This window comes from Parapedobacter sp. GCM10030251 (assembly GCF_042666505.1).
Lineage (GTDB): Bacteria > Bacteroidota > Bacteroidia > Sphingobacteriales > Sphingobacteriaceae > Parapedobacter.
Genome location: NZ_JBHTDN010000005.1, coordinates 241469 through 258048 on the forward strand (window position 1 = coordinate 241469; position 16580 = coordinate 258048).

The 16580-nt window shown below is 48.6% G+C and carries 11 protein-coding genes; 9 read left to right on the top strand and 2 right to left on the bottom strand.

Annotated elements, in window-relative coordinates:
- Positions 1 to 148 precede the first annotated feature (148 nt).
- Both ACFQRK_RS16010 and ACFQRK_RS16015 read left to right on the top strand, forming a co-directional pair.
- Positions 149 to 1294, top strand: a complete 1146-nt coding sequence (locus ACFQRK_RS16010) for a serine hydrolase domain-containing protein (protein WP_379008523.1) — start codon at positions 149 to 151, stop codon at positions 1292 to 1294.
- Positions 1295 to 1473: 179 nt separating this feature from the next.
- Positions 1474 to 2715, top strand: coding sequence for a PmoA family protein (locus ACFQRK_RS16015; RefSeq protein WP_379008525.1), 1242 nt, complete (start codon positions 1474 to 1476; stop codon positions 2713 to 2715).
- 12 nt (positions 2716 to 2727) lie between these two features.
- Here ACFQRK_RS16015 and ACFQRK_RS16020 read toward each other — a convergent pair whose 3' ends face one another.
- Positions 2728 to 3735, bottom strand: coding sequence for a LacI family DNA-binding transcriptional regulator (locus ACFQRK_RS16020; RefSeq protein WP_379008526.1), 1008 nt, complete (start codon positions 3733 to 3735; stop codon positions 2728 to 2730).
- A gap of 78 nt (positions 3736 to 3813) precedes the next feature.
- Between ACFQRK_RS16020 and ACFQRK_RS16025 the strand changes: the two genes are divergently transcribed.
- The 7 genes from ACFQRK_RS16025 to ACFQRK_RS16055 all read left to right on the top strand — a co-directional run bounded on the left by ACFQRK_RS16025 (position 3814) and on the right by ACFQRK_RS16055 (position 14992).
- Positions 3814 to 4665: a ThuA domain-containing protein gene (locus ACFQRK_RS16025; RefSeq protein ID WP_379008528.1), complete on the top strand. Its 852-nt coding sequence runs from the start codon at positions 3814 to 3816 to the stop codon at positions 4663 to 4665.
- 19 nt (positions 4666 to 4684) lie between these two features.
- Positions 4685 to 6106 (top strand): Gfo/Idh/MocA family protein, encoded by a 1422-nt coding sequence (locus tag ACFQRK_RS16030; RefSeq protein ID WP_379008530.1) that lies wholly within the window; start codon positions 4685 to 4687, stop codon positions 6104 to 6106.
- Between the two features lie 376 nt (positions 6107 to 6482).
- Complete coding sequence (locus ACFQRK_RS16035; protein ID WP_379008532.1) at positions 6483 to 9653, top strand: SusC/RagA family TonB-linked outer membrane protein; 3171 nt, start codon at positions 6483 to 6485, stop codon at positions 9651 to 9653.
- A gap of 18 nt (positions 9654 to 9671) precedes the next feature.
- Positions 9672 to 11582 carry a RagB/SusD family nutrient uptake outer membrane protein gene (locus ACFQRK_RS16040; RefSeq protein WP_379008534.1) on the top strand — a complete coding sequence of 637 codons (1911 nt, stop codon included), beginning with the start codon at positions 9672 to 9674 and terminating at the stop codon, positions 11580 to 11582.
- 140 nt (positions 11583 to 11722) lie between these two features.
- Entirely contained in the window at positions 11723 to 12571 is an 849-nt protein-coding gene (locus ACFQRK_RS16045; protein ID WP_379008640.1) for a 4-hydroxy-3-methylbut-2-enyl diphosphate reductase, read from the top strand.
- Between the two features lie 89 nt (positions 12572 to 12660).
- Entirely contained in the window at positions 12661 to 13689 is a 1029-nt protein-coding gene (gene hemH / locus ACFQRK_RS16050) for a ferrochelatase (protein WP_379008536.1), read from the top strand.
- A 52-nt stretch (positions 13690 to 13741) separates the two neighbouring features.
- The gene (locus ACFQRK_RS16055; RefSeq protein WP_379008537.1) at positions 13742 to 14992 is read left to right on the top strand and encodes a metallophosphoesterase; all 1251 of its coding nucleotides are present in this window, start codon (positions 13742 to 13744) and stop codon (positions 14990 to 14992) included.
- A 7-nt stretch (positions 14993 to 14999) separates the two neighbouring features.
- Here ACFQRK_RS16055 and ACFQRK_RS16060 read toward each other — a convergent pair whose 3' ends face one another.
- Positions 15000 to 16529, bottom strand: a complete 1530-nt coding sequence (locus ACFQRK_RS16060; RefSeq protein ID WP_379008538.1) for a beta-galactosidase — start codon at positions 16527 to 16529, stop codon at positions 15000 to 15002.
- Between the last annotated feature and the right edge of the window lie 51 nt (positions 16530 to 16580).

Sequence of the window (16580 nt, forward strand, 5' to 3'; positions counted from 1 at the left end):
GGATAAAAAGATTTATATTGCACCCATTACGGCGGAATTAGGTAAATTTACGTTCATGAACCTGCATGAATTGCCAGTAAAAAACATACTTAGTGAAGCGGTCTCATTGATGCCGCTGAAACGGCAAATAAATCAATAATTATTTCTGATGAAAACACGATACTTTTCTCAAATGCTTTCAGCGCTCCTGCTTTTTGTGACAACAGCGGCCAATGCCCAACAATCTGTGGAAACAGAAATAGCAGCCATCATGGCCCGCTACCAAGCCATCGGCGCTGCCGTGGCTGTCGTTAAGGGACAAGACCTTATCTACAACCATTCGTTTGGCTTGAAGAATGTCGAGACCGGAGAACCCTTGGAAAACGGCGATGTTTTCCGTATTGCTTCCATTTCCAAGTCGTTTGTGACTACCGGAATCATGCAGCTCGTCGAAGCCGGAAAACTGTCATTGGACGATGACGTAAGCGATCTGATCGGTTTCCGCGTACGCAATCCCAATTTTCCGGATTCGGTGATTACCTTGCGACTGATCCTTTCCCATCGTTCGAGCATCAGTGATAAAAATGGTTATTTTACATTGGACGCCCTCAACCCGGACAAAGACCCGAATTGGACCAAGGCATACAACGCGTATGCTCCCAATGGAGGCTATCAGTATTGTAATCTGAATTTTAACCTCGCCGGCGCGATTCTGGAAAAATACGCGGGCGAACGCTTTGACCGGTACATTTATCGACATGTCCTGAAACCGCTGGGCGTGTACGGAGGCTATAATGTAGACGACCTGGATAGCAATCGATTTGTTACCCTGTATGCTTATGATGGAGAAGCTAAACGTTTCTTTGCCTCGCCCGAAGCTTACCGCTCGCGCGCCGAGGCGTTAAAGAACTATCGGCAAGGTTATAGCACGCCGGTTTTTTCGCCGACGGGAGGTATGAAAATGTCTGCAGAAGATCTTGCGAAGGTGATGACGATGCACATGCACTACGGCAAGGCAAACGGGAGGCGCATCCTATCGGAAGCGAGTAGCCGCGCGATGCAGACGGTCTTGACTCCGGAATCGGGCTATGGAATGTCGCTACGGACCATCGCCGACCTTATACCGGGAAAAGCCATGACGGGCCACGAAGGTGTTGCCTATGGTTTGTACAGTGCAATGTACTTTCAACCCCGGGAGCAATTCGGTATTGTGGTGATTACGAACGGATGCAACACCGGCTTTACGCATGGGGATGTCATCAACGATTTTCTGATGGAGTTGTACGACTGCCTGTACCGGAATTTCATTCAGTAAACGGTACGATGCAATTATAACGGTTGAACCGCCTGCTAAGAGGCATTTCGGCCTTTTCGAACACGAGATATGCAATCTCTATCTCGCTGATCTTCTCTATTTCGTAATTTTAAAACCTGAAACAAATCCCCTAGGAAAAATGTAAGCTATGGGCTGTTTCATAAACCGATTATATAATTATGTTAAAAGTTCTCAGTATCGCTTTACTATTGTTTGTTCCGGTATTATATGGTATGGGAAGGAAGCCGATTATAAGGATCGAAGTTTCAGCGGGATCAGTGGCCCATACGAATTTGCCGGTTAACGTATCCCTCGCTGAGCTTGGAATCTCCTCGGTCAAGAAAATCCGTTTGGTGGAAATTGCTGAGGGCAGACGGGTGGAAAAGCCATTTCAGGTGATTAACAATACAGAAACACACATATATTGGAAGTTGGATGGCGTAACCCCTGCGGGATCGGTTCGAATCTTTGAATTTGAGAAGGGGACGCCGACCGAGGTGCCGTCTACATTGGCCGATAAACAGCTGGACGACCTGGTGTTGAAGCGGCAGGATAAACAACCCTTGTTAACGTATCGTTACACCGTAAAAGCACCACCCAAGGGGGTAGACCCTCTGTACGGCCGCGGTGGTTATATTCATCCGCTGTATACGCCTTCCGGAAAGGTGCTTACCCGGATTCAGCCTCCCGATCATTATCATCATTACGGTATCTGGAACCCGTGGACGAAGATCAGTTACGATGGCAAAGAATACGATTTATGGAACCTGAAAGACAATAAGGGAACCGTACGTTTTGTCAAATTTGACCGGATAGTACAAGGGGCGGTGTTCGCAGGTTTTGATGCCGTTCACGATCACGTGATTTTTAACGAAGGGCAGGAGGAACGTATTATTCGTGAAAATTGGAAAATTCAAGTATTTCCCATGGATGAGAGCAGGTATACCTGTGATATCACATCCGAGCTTAAACCGACGGAAAAACTGGATGTGATTCTGAAAGAATACCGCTATGCGGGATTGGGCTTCCGGGCAACCGAACAGTGGACCAATCAGAACAGCGAAGTACGCACATCCAGCGGTAAGACCTGGAAGGATGCCGATGGGTCGCTCGAACGATGGGCAATCGTGTCAGGCGATCTTGGCGGTGCCCCGGGAGGCATCCTGTTCATGTCTTTTCCGGAAAATTACAATTTTCCGGAGCCGATCCGGGTATGGCCTTTTGACGGAAATGGCGGAAGGGGGGATCAGTTTTTTAATTTTTCTCCGACTAAAAACAAAGATTGGGTGCTGAAAGCGGGGCATACCTATACGCTGAAATACAGGTTGCTGGTTTTCGATGGGAGGCTGTCGGCAGATGAAGCGGAGTCTGCATGGCAATCATTCGCGCATCCGCCGGAAATAAAGGTGCAAAAGATATAGCTCCTTGCAAGGCTATTCAAAAAGCTTTAATGAGCAGGGCAATGAAAGTTGCTGTGCCGTGCGTTCTTTGTCAGGATATTTTATAAGGTCAAGCAGCATTTTCGCGGCTTTTTCGCCGATCACGTAGGGCTGTTCCTGTATGGAGCCCAAGGGTGGATGGTTCACGTAGTCAAAGAAAGGCAATGCCCCAAACCCGATGAGGTCTACCGAATGGATTTTCTCGGGGAATTGTTGGCGGAGGCACTTGATCACGTCGAGCATGATGTAGTCTTTAAAGCAGAGGATGGCCGTTGGCGGATGGTCTTGCAGGAGCAGCTTTCTGACGGCCGCATGTGTTTCCGATGCATTGAAGTTGGTTTCTTCAACCAATGATGGGTCAAATGGGATGTTATTGCGCAATAAGCCGTCGCGATAGCCCAAGAAACGCCCTTTGCTGGTTGACCAAGAGGTTGGACCGTTTAGGTAAGCAATGCGTCGGTTGCCTCGGGCGACAAATAGGGATACCGCTTCTATCGTAGCTTCGTAAACGTCGCTTACTACACTGTGACAGGCAATCACCGGCTTTCTGGCAAAATACACAACGGGTATACCGGCAAGTTCGAGGTTTTTCACATGCTGGAACTCTTTGGTTTCCTTAGAAATGGATATAAGCAGGCCGTCAATGGAACTGGATTGCATCACGGACATGAGCTCGACTTCACGGGTAAAGCTTTCATGGCTTTGACCAACAATCACATGATATCCCTGGGAAGCAACTACTTTTTCAAATCCGTCAAGTGCTATGGTATAAAAATGATCCATCAAGCTGGGAACAATGATGCCAAGGGTAAACGATTTGCGTTGTTTAAAATAAATGGCGGCACGGTTAGGGATGTAGTTCAGTTCCTTCGCTAGTTTTTTTACGCGCTGTTTGGTGCTGACTGCGATTTTCGGATAATCGCTCAATGCTTTTGAAACGGTAGAAACCGACAAATGCAGCCGGGCAGCGAGATCTTTAATAGTGACGGGTTTATTCAACATCAAGCTAAATTAGCAAATAAGGAGAGAAATAGTATGATAAGAACAAAAAAGGCAAACAACAAAAAAGGCAATAATTTTATGAGAAAACACGGTTTTTGCGCCCGGGCTTCTTGGCTGGCAATATTATTATCGGGCATCATCGTGCTATCTGTTCAAGAAACGAACGCGCAAAAGGTAAAATGGTCAAAGATAAAAGTGTTGGTTTATACCAAGAATGGAAAAGGTTTTGTACACGATAATATACCCAACTCCATCGTTGCGATCAAAGAATTAGGCAAGCAGTATGGGTTCGAAGTAGATGCCAGTGAAGACCCGGCTGTATTTACGGACGATAACTTGAAGCAGTATAACGTGTTAGTCTTTTCCAATACAAATAATGTGGTTTTCGATACAGATGCACAGCGGGTAGCGCTTATGCGCTACATACAAGCAGGGGGTGGTTTTGTTGGCATTCATTCGGCATCCGGCACCGAGCGCGATTGGAAATGGTTTAAACAGCTATTGGGTGCCAAGTTTTATTGGCATGATAAAAACCAACCCTTTACCGTGAACATTATTGACCACAATCATCCGTCGGTGGCACATCTTCAGAACAGGTGGCAGCGAAACCGCGGGGATGAATTTTATTACCTGAAAGAAATGGCCGTTAACCTGCATGTGATAGCCGTCAATGATGCAACGACATTAGCGGGGGAGAACCCGAAGAGGCTGGATACATTCGGGGACGTGTTTCCTTCCGTATGGTGTCATGAATTTGACGGCGGAAGATCCTGGTATACGTCGCTTGGACATAATAAAGAATACTATTTTGATGACGATTTCAGGGAACATATTCTGGGAGGCATCAAGTGGGCGATCGGCAGGGGCAAGAAGCTCGATTACAGTAAGGCGTACGCCACATCGCCACAGGACGAAGTTAAACACCGTTAAACATTATAAATTTTAGACTATGGATCGTGAGAACAAACATCTAGACAGAAGGAAATTCATCAAGCAGGCAGCGACCGGTTCTGCTGCCCTGTTTGCAGCCGCGGCATTTCCTTCGATTGTACCGTCGTCGGTCTTTGGGAAAAATGCACCCAGCAACCGCATACACATCGGACAGATCGGTTTTGGTCGGATTGCTATGACGCACGATTTGCCTGAAGTGATGAAGCATGATTACGTGCGGGTGATCGGCGTGGCTGATGTGGATTCAAAGCGTTTGGCACAAGGAAAGGCCTGGATCGAAAAATATTATGCCGATAAGGGGGGAAAGTCATCCATAGATGTGAAGACCTATAACGATTATAAGGATCTGTTGGCGAATACCGATATCGATGCTATTGTGATCAGCACGCCAGACCATTGGCATGCACAACCCGCCATGGAAGCTGCTATTGCCGGTAAACACGTATACTTGCAGAAGCCCACGGCCCTGACGATTAAGGAAGGACGAATGATGGCCGACGCGGTTAAGAAGACAGGTATTAAATTCCAATTAGGGAGCCAGCAACGGTCTGTCAGTCCCTGGCCTCAATTCCACCGTACGTGCGAATTGGTTCGTAACGGCCGCATAGGCACGTTAAAACGGGTGATAGTCGGGCTGCCCGGAGATCCCGCCGGCGGTAATCCGGCTGAAATGCCGATACCGGATAACCTGAATTACGACATGTGGCTCGGCTCCACACCGATGGTACCCTATACATTAGACAGAGTGCATTCACAGACGGATATTGGTTCCCGCCCGGGCTGGTTGCGCTGTGAGCAGTTTGGAGCCGGTATGATTACCGGTTGGGGGTCTCACCACATAGACATTGCCCATTGGGGCATGGGTACCGAGCTGTCGGGTCCGCTTGAAGCGGAAGGACGCGCTACATTTCCCACCACCGGTCTGTGGAATGTGCATGGAGATTTTGAGGTGGAGATGCTATACCCTGATAACGTGGTTATGCAGATCAGTGGCGCTAATCCCAACGGCGTACGGTTCGAGGGCACCGAGGGGTGGATATTCGTTTCGCGGGGAAATGTCGGTGTAACGGCTTCCGATCCAACCGCTGCGGGAGGTAAAGAACATGAATCGTTTAAAGCGAGTGACCCAAAGATCTTGCAATCTGAAATCGGCCCGAATGAAATCAAACTTTACAAAAGCCCTGAACAGCATACCAATTGGCTGGAATGTATAAAGGATGGTAACCAAACAATCAGTCACGCCGAAATTGCCCACCGGTCGGGCTCTGCATGCTTGATCGCCCATACGGCCATGAAACTGGGGAGGAAATTGTATTGGAACGCGAAGAAGGAGAAATACAAAAAAGACAAAGAGGCGAATAACCTATTGGCGCGAGACCAGCGCTTTCCATACGGCACGGAGTATGTCAAAGGACGGTAACAAGTAAACGGCAATTCGATCAGCACCCCGTTGGTCATTTGATCAAGGGGGCTGAGGTCTTGCAATAACATTTGCCGGCTACGGAAAAAGCAAATTCCGTCGGCCAGGGATTTCTATGCCTGAATTTTTCGGTTATCAAGAGCAGGCGCCTTGCGCATGCAAATTCCAAAACGGCCGTCCGACGATAAAAATGACCAATTAATACATAACTAAGCAAGGAGGTTTTTCATGACACACATTTACGGATTCTTCAACCGGAATACGATTGGTGGTCCCGTTAGGTATCCAACCTAGGTACCGCTGGATTTTATGAAGAGGCGATTATTTAAGTCAGTCGCCATTGATTTCGTCTAAATTTTAACCAAAAAACAAACCAATGAAAACGCAGTTAACTAGATTCTTTTTAGTGATATTACCGCTTTTTGGGGTACCGCATTTAGAAGCGCACGATCGTAAATTTTCTTTAATTAAAAATCATCTTTTTCAACGTGTTGTCTCGGGAACCGTAAAGAACGATGCCGGATTTGTCCTGGAAGGCGTAACGGTCGTAGTAAAGGGCACGGGGACGGGCACGCAAACAGATGCCCAAGGGGCTTTTAGCCTCGCATTGCCTGAGGGAGGAAATACGCTAGTTTTTTCATCTACGGGATATAGTACGCAGGAAATTCAAGTAGAACAGCGTACGGTTATTGATGTTACCTTACAGGCAGATATCCAAGACCTCGATGAAGTGGTCGTTATCGGTTATGGGACCGCAAAACGGAAAGATTTAACCGGCGCTGTTGCTTCCGTTCAGGCAGAAAAGCTCGAAACCCAGGCACCCCGGTCGGTACAAGACCTATTGCGAGCAAATGCTGCTGGGATGATTATCGGGCAGGGTAACCGAGCAAAAGGAGATGCCTCGCTGCTTATCCGTGGCAAGGGGACTTTGAAAGCCGGCAGTAGCCCCTTGCACGTTGTGGACGGTGTGATATTCGATGGTGCCTTATCGGACATCAACCCGAATGACATACAGTCCATCGATATTCTAAAAGATGCCAGTGCGTCGGCGGTTTATGGTGCCAAGGCGGCAAATGGTGTGGTATTGATCACGACGAAAAAGGGTCAGGTGGGAAAGCCAAAGATTTCGTTTAACGGAAATCTGGGTTTAGTGGAAAACGCAGGAATGCCCCGCGTCATGACCGGTGAAGAGTTCTTGGCCTATCGGTATGACTATGAAATGGGAAGACGGACGGAGGAATACCACCAGCAATATCCCGAGATGTTCGTGGACCCCCGGAAATTAAGTCAAGTAGACCCGTTGACTTGGTACAACTACGACCAAAATGATCCGGTAGCATCCGTAACCGACGAACAGCTCACACGGGCTTGGCTGTCGAGGTTGGAACTCAAGACTCCTGAAATCGATAACTATATGGCCAATCGCCTAACCGATTGGCAGGATCTTGTTTTCCAACAAGGGGTTCAGCAAGATTATTCGGTCAGTATATCGAACAGAACAGATAACATCAATTATTACTGGTCAGTAAATCACGTGGACCGTGAGGGTATCATTGTCGGTAATCGGTTCAAAAACCTACGTTCCAGACTAAACTTGGAGTCCAAGATCACGTCTTTCCTCCGTGTTGGTGCCAATGCCAATTTTGCAACACGGAATGAAGGTTTCTTAGAGGCGAATTGGGCACAATCGGCGGTGATCTCGCCGTATGGATCAAATAACATCGACGATCCCGCCAGTCCCTATCGAAGGCTGCCGACAGGTGATCCAACGCCCCAGAATCCGTTTTTTGACAACTTGTATAGAGACCGGGTGGATCAATACAATACCTTGAATGCAAGTCTGTTTGGTGTGATAACGTTGCCTTTCGGTATCGAGTTTCAGTCGAACTTTACCCCTTCGTACGTATGGCGGGAATACTACAATCACGAATCGTCGCAAAATCCGGAGTGGGCCAATAGCGGCGGTCGTTCCGAACGCACATTTGAGAAAACCTACAATTGGCAAATTGATAATGTGTTGAGGTGGAACAAGCGGTTTGACATCCACAATTTCGAGGTGACCCTATTGCAGAATGCTGAAAAGGGTCAGTTTTGGCGGACCAAGGCCACCGCATCAAACTATAGCCCCAGTGATATCCTTGGGTGGCATCGCCTGCAGGCCGGGGCGGTACCGTTGAACGAAAGTGACGATACCTACCGCACGGGTGATGCCCTGATGGCACGGTTGTTTTATTCGTTGCATGACCGCTATATGCTGACGGCCTCCGTGCGCCGCGATGGGTATTCGGCATTTGGCGCGCAAAATCCGCGCGCTACTTTTCCGGCGTTGGCTTTCGCGTGGAATTTTTCTGACGAAAAGTTCATGGGCGGCACGTCCAGCTGGCTGGATTATGGAAAGCTTCGGTTGTCGTGGGGGCGTAACGGTAATCGGGACATCGGGCAATACGAGGCACTCTCTGATATGACGTCCGGCCTGCATCCCTATATCGATCAAAATGGAAACATCTACCTTTACTCCCAGCTCTACGTCAATCGTATGGCCAATTTAGGGCTTCGGTGGGAAAATAAGTCATCCTATAACCTCGGGTTGGATTTCTCGTTGTTCAACAATAAGCTCGGTGCAGCGCTGGATTTCTATACCTCTACCACGTTGGATTTGCTGGTAGACCGCGCACTTCCGGAAATTATCGGATTCAACAGTGTGGCCGCTAACCTGGGTGAATTGGAAAATAAGGGATTTGAGGTGGCATTGAACAGCCGGATTATTGAGCGCGAAAAATTCAATTGGAACGCCTCTGCCATCTTTATGCTCAATCGGACGAAAATTAAAAAGCTTTATGGCGATATGGTGGATGTGTTGGATGCTAATGGCAATGTAATCGCCCAGCGTGAGGCCGACGATATAAAAAACCGCTGGTTTATCGGCCAGGATCCGGATCGAATTTGGTCCTATGAACGGATTGGCGTGTGGCAAGTCGGCGAAGAGGATGCCGCGGAACGTTATGGACTGCAACCGGGCGATTTTAAATACAAAGATCAAAACGGGGATGGGGTAATGACTGACGAAGACCGCATCTTTCAGCAATGGACAACCCCGAGGTTCAGGTGGTCACTCCGCAACGATTTCCGTTATGGGAATTTTGATTTTTCATTTTTCGTCTATTCCAATTGGGGGCACTACGACACCTACAACCGCGCCGCCAATAATGCAAATTTTGCCGACAGAGCCACGGACTATGCACAACCAAGGTGGACACCGGATAATCCGATAAACGATTATGGTCGAATCGGTTCCAAGAACATTGGATCCAATTACGTATCGCGATCGTTTATCCGCCTGGATAATGTCTCGCTTTCTTACGCTGTGCCGGCTTCCTTTCTTCAGTCAATCAATATCCAGAATTTACGGATATCGGCTACCGTACGTAACGTTGCTTTTTGGGCACCTCAATGGACGTTCGGCGATCCGGAGTCGTATGATAACGCGGATTTGGGAGGTATGCCCACTCCGAGGACCTACAACATGAGTATCAATTTTTCGCTTTAACCTGAAAAACGCAAAAAGATGAATAGCAGAAAGATCTATAAAAAAACACTCTGGGTGTTTGTGACCACGGCCTTTACCGTTGTCAGCTGCAGTAAAGACTGGTTAACTCCTAAGCCGCTGTCATTTTACGAACCCGGAATCGCATTGTCCAATGCGGAGGGAATGTATTCCGCACTTACGACGTTAGAGCGGAATATGCGGCATGAATATTTTGGCGATAATGCACCAATCTTAACGGAGATTATTCAGTCAGAAGTCGCAGTTGAAGGCACCACAGACAAAGCGGGTCCGCAAATGGACATGGATGTGGCATTGCTGCCGGATGCGCAATTGAATCATACGGATTTCACAAAGGTAGGTTGGTACTGGTATGAGGGCTATAAAGGAGTTAAATACGCCAACACAATCATATCGCGTATCGATAATGCTGAATTCGGAAGCGAGGGGGAACGCAATGCGGTTTTAGGATCAGCCTATTTCCATCGTGCATACCGTTATTTCAAACTAACGCATCAGTTCGGTGATATACCCTATCTGGATTGGGAAATCGAAGCACCTAAATACGATTTCTATTCATACGACAGGTGGGGAATTTTGGAACGGATGAAGAAGGATCTCGAGTTTGCGTACCAGTGGGTGCCCCAAGTAGTAGATCGCGGTAGAACCTCTAAAGCCGCATGTGGTGTTTTACTTATGAAGGTTTGTATGGTGCTTGGCGATTTTGATCGTGCAATCGCGGTTGGCAAAGAGATTGTTGGGAAGCATCCACTGATGAGGAACCGTTTTACGCCGAATCAAGGGAAACCGAACACCAATTTGATGTTCGACCTGCATAGTGTAGAAGCAAAATTGGATATGTCCAATACGGAGGGATTGATGTATGTGGTCTCTTATCCCGAAGAGGAGGGGTCAGATCGTATTCAAACGATGCGGAATGCCGTTCCCTTTTGGAATAGTGGAAATATCAAAACACCGGACGGACAGACCGGTACAAGTATCGCACCGGCGGCAGGCGAAACAGATCCTGAAATGGATTTGAATAAGTCCTATGGCCGGGGTATCGGTCGTCTGCGGCCAACCTGGTATTTTACCAACGAGATTTGGCGTGCGGATAAGGAAGCGAACGATCTGCGTGGTATTCGCAACCGGGATAGCTGGAGGCGCATGGAGGATTTGAGGTATAACGCACCCGGATTGAAGACCAGTGGAAGCCCGTGGTATGGAAAAAACTTTGAAAAGCCCGCAAGTATGAGTGTGGAAGACACCATACGGACCTGGTTTTCTTGGCCGCATTACAAGCTGTTTGTACCCGACCCCCTGCAGACTCAATGGCAAGGCGGAGAAACCCCGTGGTATATCTATCGATCGGCAGAGGTATACTTGTTGTTAGCGGAGTCATACTATTGGAAAGATCAATTTGCACTCGCCGCAGAAGCATTGAATGAAGTACGTACGCGAGCGGGTGCCGAACCGTTAACCGCAGGTGATGTCAATATCGGCGAGATACTGGATGAACGGGCCCGGGAACTTTATTACGAAGAAAATCGCCATATTGAATTAGTTAGAATCTCCTATATCTATGCTAAGACCGGAAAGCCGTGTGAGATTTTTGGCGGCCGTACGTATACCCTGCAAAACCTCAGCGGCCCGGGAGGAACGGGGGCTAACGTTAAACAAGAAGGCGTTAATTTTTGGTACGACCGCGTCGTGGCACGGAGTAACTTCTACAATAAAGGGGTGAAACACAAATGGGCCGAATATAAGGTGAGTGTACATCACATATTATGGCCGGTACCCGCCAATGCGATCAATACGAACATCAAGGGCGTTATTAATCAGAATATCGGATATCCGGGTGCGGAGCGGAATGTGGAGCCGCTCCCGGTACCGGAAGAAGGAACGGTTTTGGGACCACAGGCTGGTGAATAACGGGTGCATTTAGCACCCTAATCGGGCGGTACGCTTTTATTTACTATGCGGCCGCTCGATTTTTCTGTTTGTGACATACATGCGTTGTTGCAGGTTATATGGATTGCATTATAGTTATTTATCCGTACCTTTGTGGCAGGATGGCTTATCAGTTACAGGTAACGATCGATAAAGATTCGGGATTTTGTTTCGGGGTGGTCTATGCCATTGATATGGCTGAAGAGATACTCGAATCAGAGGGCTATCTGTATTGCCTTGGCGATATTGTACATAACGATGAAGAGGTCGCGCGACTGGAGGCAAAAGGCTTACGCATCATCAACCACGAACAACTGCCCGAATTAAAAAACGAAAAAGTATTGATCCGCGCCCATGGCGAAGCTCCCGAGACATATCGCATTGCTTTGGAGAATAACATCACACTGATTGATGCCTCCTGCCCCGTTGTACTGAAACTTCAGAACCGTGTAAAGACCTCCTTTGACCAACAGGAAAAAATTTTGATTTATGGCAAGCATGGCCATGCGGAGGTCATTGGCCTGCAAGGACAGACCAACGGTGATGCGATTGTTTTTCAGGACATTGCTGAGTTGGACGGAATGGAGCTGCCGGATCGCTTTACGTTATACAGCCAAACTACGAAGAGTGTCGACAAGTTTTATGCGATTAAGGATGAATTGCTCAGCCGGGGATACGACGTAAAGGCCAATGACACGATTTGCAGGCAAGTATCGAATCGGTATGAAGACCTCGGTGATTTCGCCCGGAGGTACAATAAGGTTGTATTTGTCTCGGGAAAAAAATCTTCCAATGGGCGGGTGTTGTATGAGGTCTGCCTGAAACACAACCCCAACAGCTACTTTATATCCGATCCTTCTGAATTGAAACCTGAACTGTTCCAACCCAACGACACCGTAGGTGTATGTGGCGCTACTTCCACCCCGATGTGGCTGATGGAACAAGTGAAAACGGTATTGGAGAGCTATTGATGGATCGCTGTGTCCCTTCGCGTCATCTGAACATCAAAATGCCCTAGATGCTATTAAGCCGCGGATATAAATCCGTACCTTTGCCTTTGATGAGTAAACCGAGAAAGGGAATTTTATTAGTCAATCTGGGCACCCCTGATAGTCCTTCTGTAGCCGATGTTAGGCGGTATTTAGTCGAGTTTTTGACGGATGGCCGGGTCATTGATATTCCAGCGTTGCGTCGAAATTTGTTGGTTCGGGGAATTATCGCGCCATTTCGGGCACCTAACTCCGCCAAGCTATACCGAGCCATTTGGGATAAAAAAACAGGTTCTCCGCTATTATACTACAGTGAACTTCAACGGCGGTTATTACAGGAGCGGTTGGGGACTGATTATCACGTTGAACTGGCGATGCGGTACCAGAATCCGTCGATTGCCGCGGCTTTAGACAAGCTCAAGCCGATGAATCTGGAAAGTATCCGGGTAATCCCATTGTTTCCACAGTATGCTTCGGCCAGCACCGGATCGGTGATTGACAAGGTAATGGAACTGATTCGGAAATGGCATGTTTTTCCAGCGATTTCTTTCGTCAATGATTTTTATGAAAATGAGGCGATGATTGAAGTCTTTGTGGAAAACGCGTTGAAACACCAGCCGGACACGTACGACCACGTTTTATTCAGTTATCACGGGCTACCGGTAAGGCAGTTGACGGATGTAGAGGCTTCCGGAACCCATGATTGCGAAAAGGCGGGTTGCCGGGGGCGTATTTCGACACATAACCGGTATTGTTATCTCGCGCAATGTTATGCGACCACGCGCCTATTGGCCCAGAAGCTTCAGCTTGCGGGGGACGGATACACCGTGTGCTTCCAATCCCGTTTGGGTAAAACGCCCTGGATACAGCCGTACACAAGTGACGTACTCGAGGAGGTGGCGGCAAAAGGGAAAAAGCGATTGCTCGTTTTTTGTCCCGCTTTTGTCGCTGATTGCCTGGAAACTATCTATGAAGTTGGCACAGAATATGCAACAGAATTTAAGAATCTGGGTGGCGAACACGTGCAATTGGTTGAAAGCTTAAATGTGCATCCGCTGTGGATCAAGGCATTGCAGCAAATGGCGACTGCGTCAACCTAGAGTCAATGTTGGGGCGACAAAATGTCAGCCCCGGTGAGCGAGGAATGCATTCATGATTATTTTTAACACAATTATCCTGCTCTTGATAGATTTTTATATCTACAAGGCATTGCGGTCCACGCGGTTGAAATGGGCGGCTTCTCCGATTTTTCCGAAAGTGTGGTGGGGATACAGCATGTTGTTGGTTGGTGGCGTTTTCGTAAGCGTTTATTTCAGCATCCCGTTGATGTTCCGTGCGATTATCCTGGTAGCTTTTTTCCTGACCTTTGTGAGCAAATTTATGTTCATTTTGGTGTTGTTGGCGGATGATATCCGGCGGGGGGGTGTATGGTTAAAAAGGCAATTTGTTCCCAAGGGAGCAATAGCTGAGAAAGCCGATTCGGCGCCTTTGCCCGAGCGACCAGAAAAGGGCATTAGCCGGTCGGAATTTTTAACCAAGGCGGGGGTTCTCGTCGCTTCGTTGCCCATCGCCCCCATGGGATGGGGGGTTATTTCGGGCGCCTATGATTACCGCATCCGTCGGCAAAAACTTTACCTGCCCAATCTTCCCCAGGCGTTCCACGGAATGAAAATCGGCCAGTTGTCGGATGTTCACTCCGGTAGCTTTTACAACCGAAGGGCCGTTCTCGGAGGCGTGGAGATGCTGCTGGCGGAGAAGCCGGACGTTATTTTTTTCACGGGGGATTTGGTCAATAATGTGGCTAATGAGATGCGTGAATACCAAGATATATTTGCCAAGGTGAAAGCCCCGTTGGGTGTTTACTCCACACTGGGTAACCACGACTACGGAGATTACCACTTCGGTCCGGACGCTTCGCCCGCGAAGGCAAAAAACCTTCAGGACCTCAAGGACACGCACCGGATAATGGGCTGGGATTTACTGCTCAACGAAAACCGAAAACTAACCGTAGATAATGAAGAGATTGGCATTATTGGCGTAGAAAACTGGGGTGCGGGAAAGCGGTTTCCGAAGTTTGCAAAGCTGGATGACGCGTTGCAGGGCACGGATGATCTGCCGGTAAAATTATTGTTGTCACACGATCCCAGCCACTGGCGTGCGCAGGTGCTCGGCAGACCCGATGTGGACGTCATGTTTGCCGGTCATACCCATGGCATGCAATTCGGCGTGCGTATGGGCAGCATCCAATGGAGTCCGGCCCAATACATCTACAAGGAATGGTCCGGATTATACCGCGAAGGCCATCAGCAGCTCTACGTGAATACGGGATTCGGTTTTCTCGGCTATCCGGGTAGAGTAGGCATCTTACCGGAAATAACCATTTTCGAACTTATAAAAGGGTAACAAGTTCCTAATCCTGTAAGACCATCGTGCCTATCTTATAGCGTTTTTTGCCATCATGGTCGGGATAGGGAAGTTCGTATACGGGAGAGCCATCTCGTTCCCCCACTGAAACGTACAGATCGTAAGTGCCGGGCAAGCAGGCACGAGAGAAAATACCTTTCCGGTCCTGATGAGCAGGGGCGATAACGAAAGTTGACGACAACGCTTGCTCCGCATTTTTGTCGGGAGGGGAAACCGGAAGGTTTTTTACGTTAAACGAAGTATCGGTCAGTACGGAAACAATCCCACCTTTTTCGTCCTTGAGTGTGAAACAGGGATAGCCGCCGCCATAGCACGGCGCCACCCCGGCATTCGCCCATTTACTCTGGATGATAAACGGCTCCCCTTTCCTGATGACGGATGGCCAGGCAATTTCGGGCACCTGCAGGCGGTACCCGATGCGTCGGTTTATCCGGGCAATTAGTTCTTTGTTCTTTTCGTAGAATATATCCGGCCACCAGTGGATCGAGAGGAATGAGGCATGATATTCCTCTACCGCACGCAGCAGGAGCTCATCGTCCCACGCGCCCCGGTCGACCGAACCTCCGAAATGTTCATGTTCCAGTACCACGGGAAGTGTAGGCCAGAACAGTTGGGCCATTTCGCTGTGGTACCAATGGTTGGGTTCCGGCTGTACGAGGATGCTGTCATCGTGGATAGATACTCCACGGGAAAACGCGTAGTCAGTTATCGGGAACCGCTCGCCCCTGAGGTCGTGTCCCACGTAATCGTCAGAAATACAAAGAAGGGTGTTTTTAAAATGACGCCGGTAGAGATCGATCATTTGTTTCTGCGTCTCATATCCCCATGAATGGCCGTGTTTCGGTGTAGTGAGTACGGTATGCCCTTCTCCCCACATGCCGTAATGGCCGACAAATACATACGCAATATGCGGGTTGTTGTCGTACCTTTCCGCAAGTATCCGGACAAAGTTCTCCACCTTTTCAAGGAAAATCGGGTCGTCATAATTCGGTTCCAGATAACCGTCCACTTCGTAATGCTCCGCGCCTGCGTCGAAAACCCAGCGCGGGGTCCCTGATTCCATCCAGTTCTCGGTAGCCGTAATGCAAAGCGCTACCTGTCCGCCCTGGTCGATCCACCGTTGGGCAGGCGTATCAAGTATTTCCCAGACGAAATTGTTCTCTTCCGGCTCAATAAAAGCCCAGGGGAGACGGAGGAACACCGTGTTCATTCCGGGGAAATAACGGACGGTGTCGGAAGGTGCAAGCTTGGATCCATAATTTTGATACAGGTTGGAATAGAAATACGTTACCCATCCCATCCCGGGATTGACGAGCGCCTCTCCGTGGTCGATAGGTTTCGCATGATGAATCGCTGTAGTACCCGAATCAGCTATCCGGGTGAACATAGGCTTAACCGTTGTTCGTGCGGGGCCAGTTTCGGGGCGCATTCCCCATAGGTCGGCGTGAAGTCCTGTGGCCAATCCGGCCGTCGCCAATCCAGCGGTCTTGAAAAATCTCCTTCGGTCGGTGTTCATGTTTTATAAATCGATTGATGTAAACTACACTGATAAGAGTCGGTTCCAGAG

Bases quoted from the DNA above. Each gene is read 5' to 3' on its own strand.
- ACFQRK_RS16010 (WP_379008523.1), top strand. From the start codon at position 149: ATGAAAACACGATACTTTTCTCAAATGCTTTCAGCGCTCCTGCTTTTT.
- ACFQRK_RS16015 (WP_379008525.1), top strand. From the start codon at position 1,474: ATGTTAAAAGTTCTCAGTATCGCTTTACTATTGTTTGTTCCGGTATTA.
- ACFQRK_RS16020 (WP_379008526.1), bottom strand. From the start codon at position 3,735: ATGTTGAATAAACCCGTCACTATTAAAGATCTCGCTGCCCGGCTGCAT.
- ACFQRK_RS16025 (WP_379008528.1), top strand. From the start codon at position 3,814: ATGAGAAAACACGGTTTTTGCGCCCGGGCTTCTTGGCTGGCAATATTA.
- ACFQRK_RS16030 (WP_379008530.1), top strand. From the start codon at position 4,685: ATGGATCGTGAGAACAAACATCTAGACAGAAGGAAATTCATCAAGCAG.
- ACFQRK_RS16035 (WP_379008532.1), top strand. From the start codon at position 6,483: ATGAAAACGCAGTTAACTAGATTCTTTTTAGTGATATTACCGCTTTTT.
- ACFQRK_RS16040 (WP_379008534.1), top strand. From the start codon at position 9,672: ATGAATAGCAGAAAGATCTATAAAAAAACACTCTGGGTGTTTGTGACC.
- ACFQRK_RS16045 (WP_379008640.1), top strand. From the start codon at position 11,723: ATGGCTTATCAGTTACAGGTAACGATCGATAAAGATTCGGGATTTTGT.
- hemH (WP_379008536.1), top strand. From the start codon at position 12,661: ATGAGTAAACCGAGAAAGGGAATTTTATTAGTCAATCTGGGCACCCCT.
- ACFQRK_RS16055 (WP_379008537.1), top strand. From the start codon at position 13,742: ATGATTATTTTTAACACAATTATCCTGCTCTTGATAGATTTTTATATC.
- ACFQRK_RS16060 (WP_379008538.1), bottom strand. From the start codon at position 16,529: ATGAACACCGACCGAAGGAGATTTTTCAAGACCGCTGGATTGGCGACG.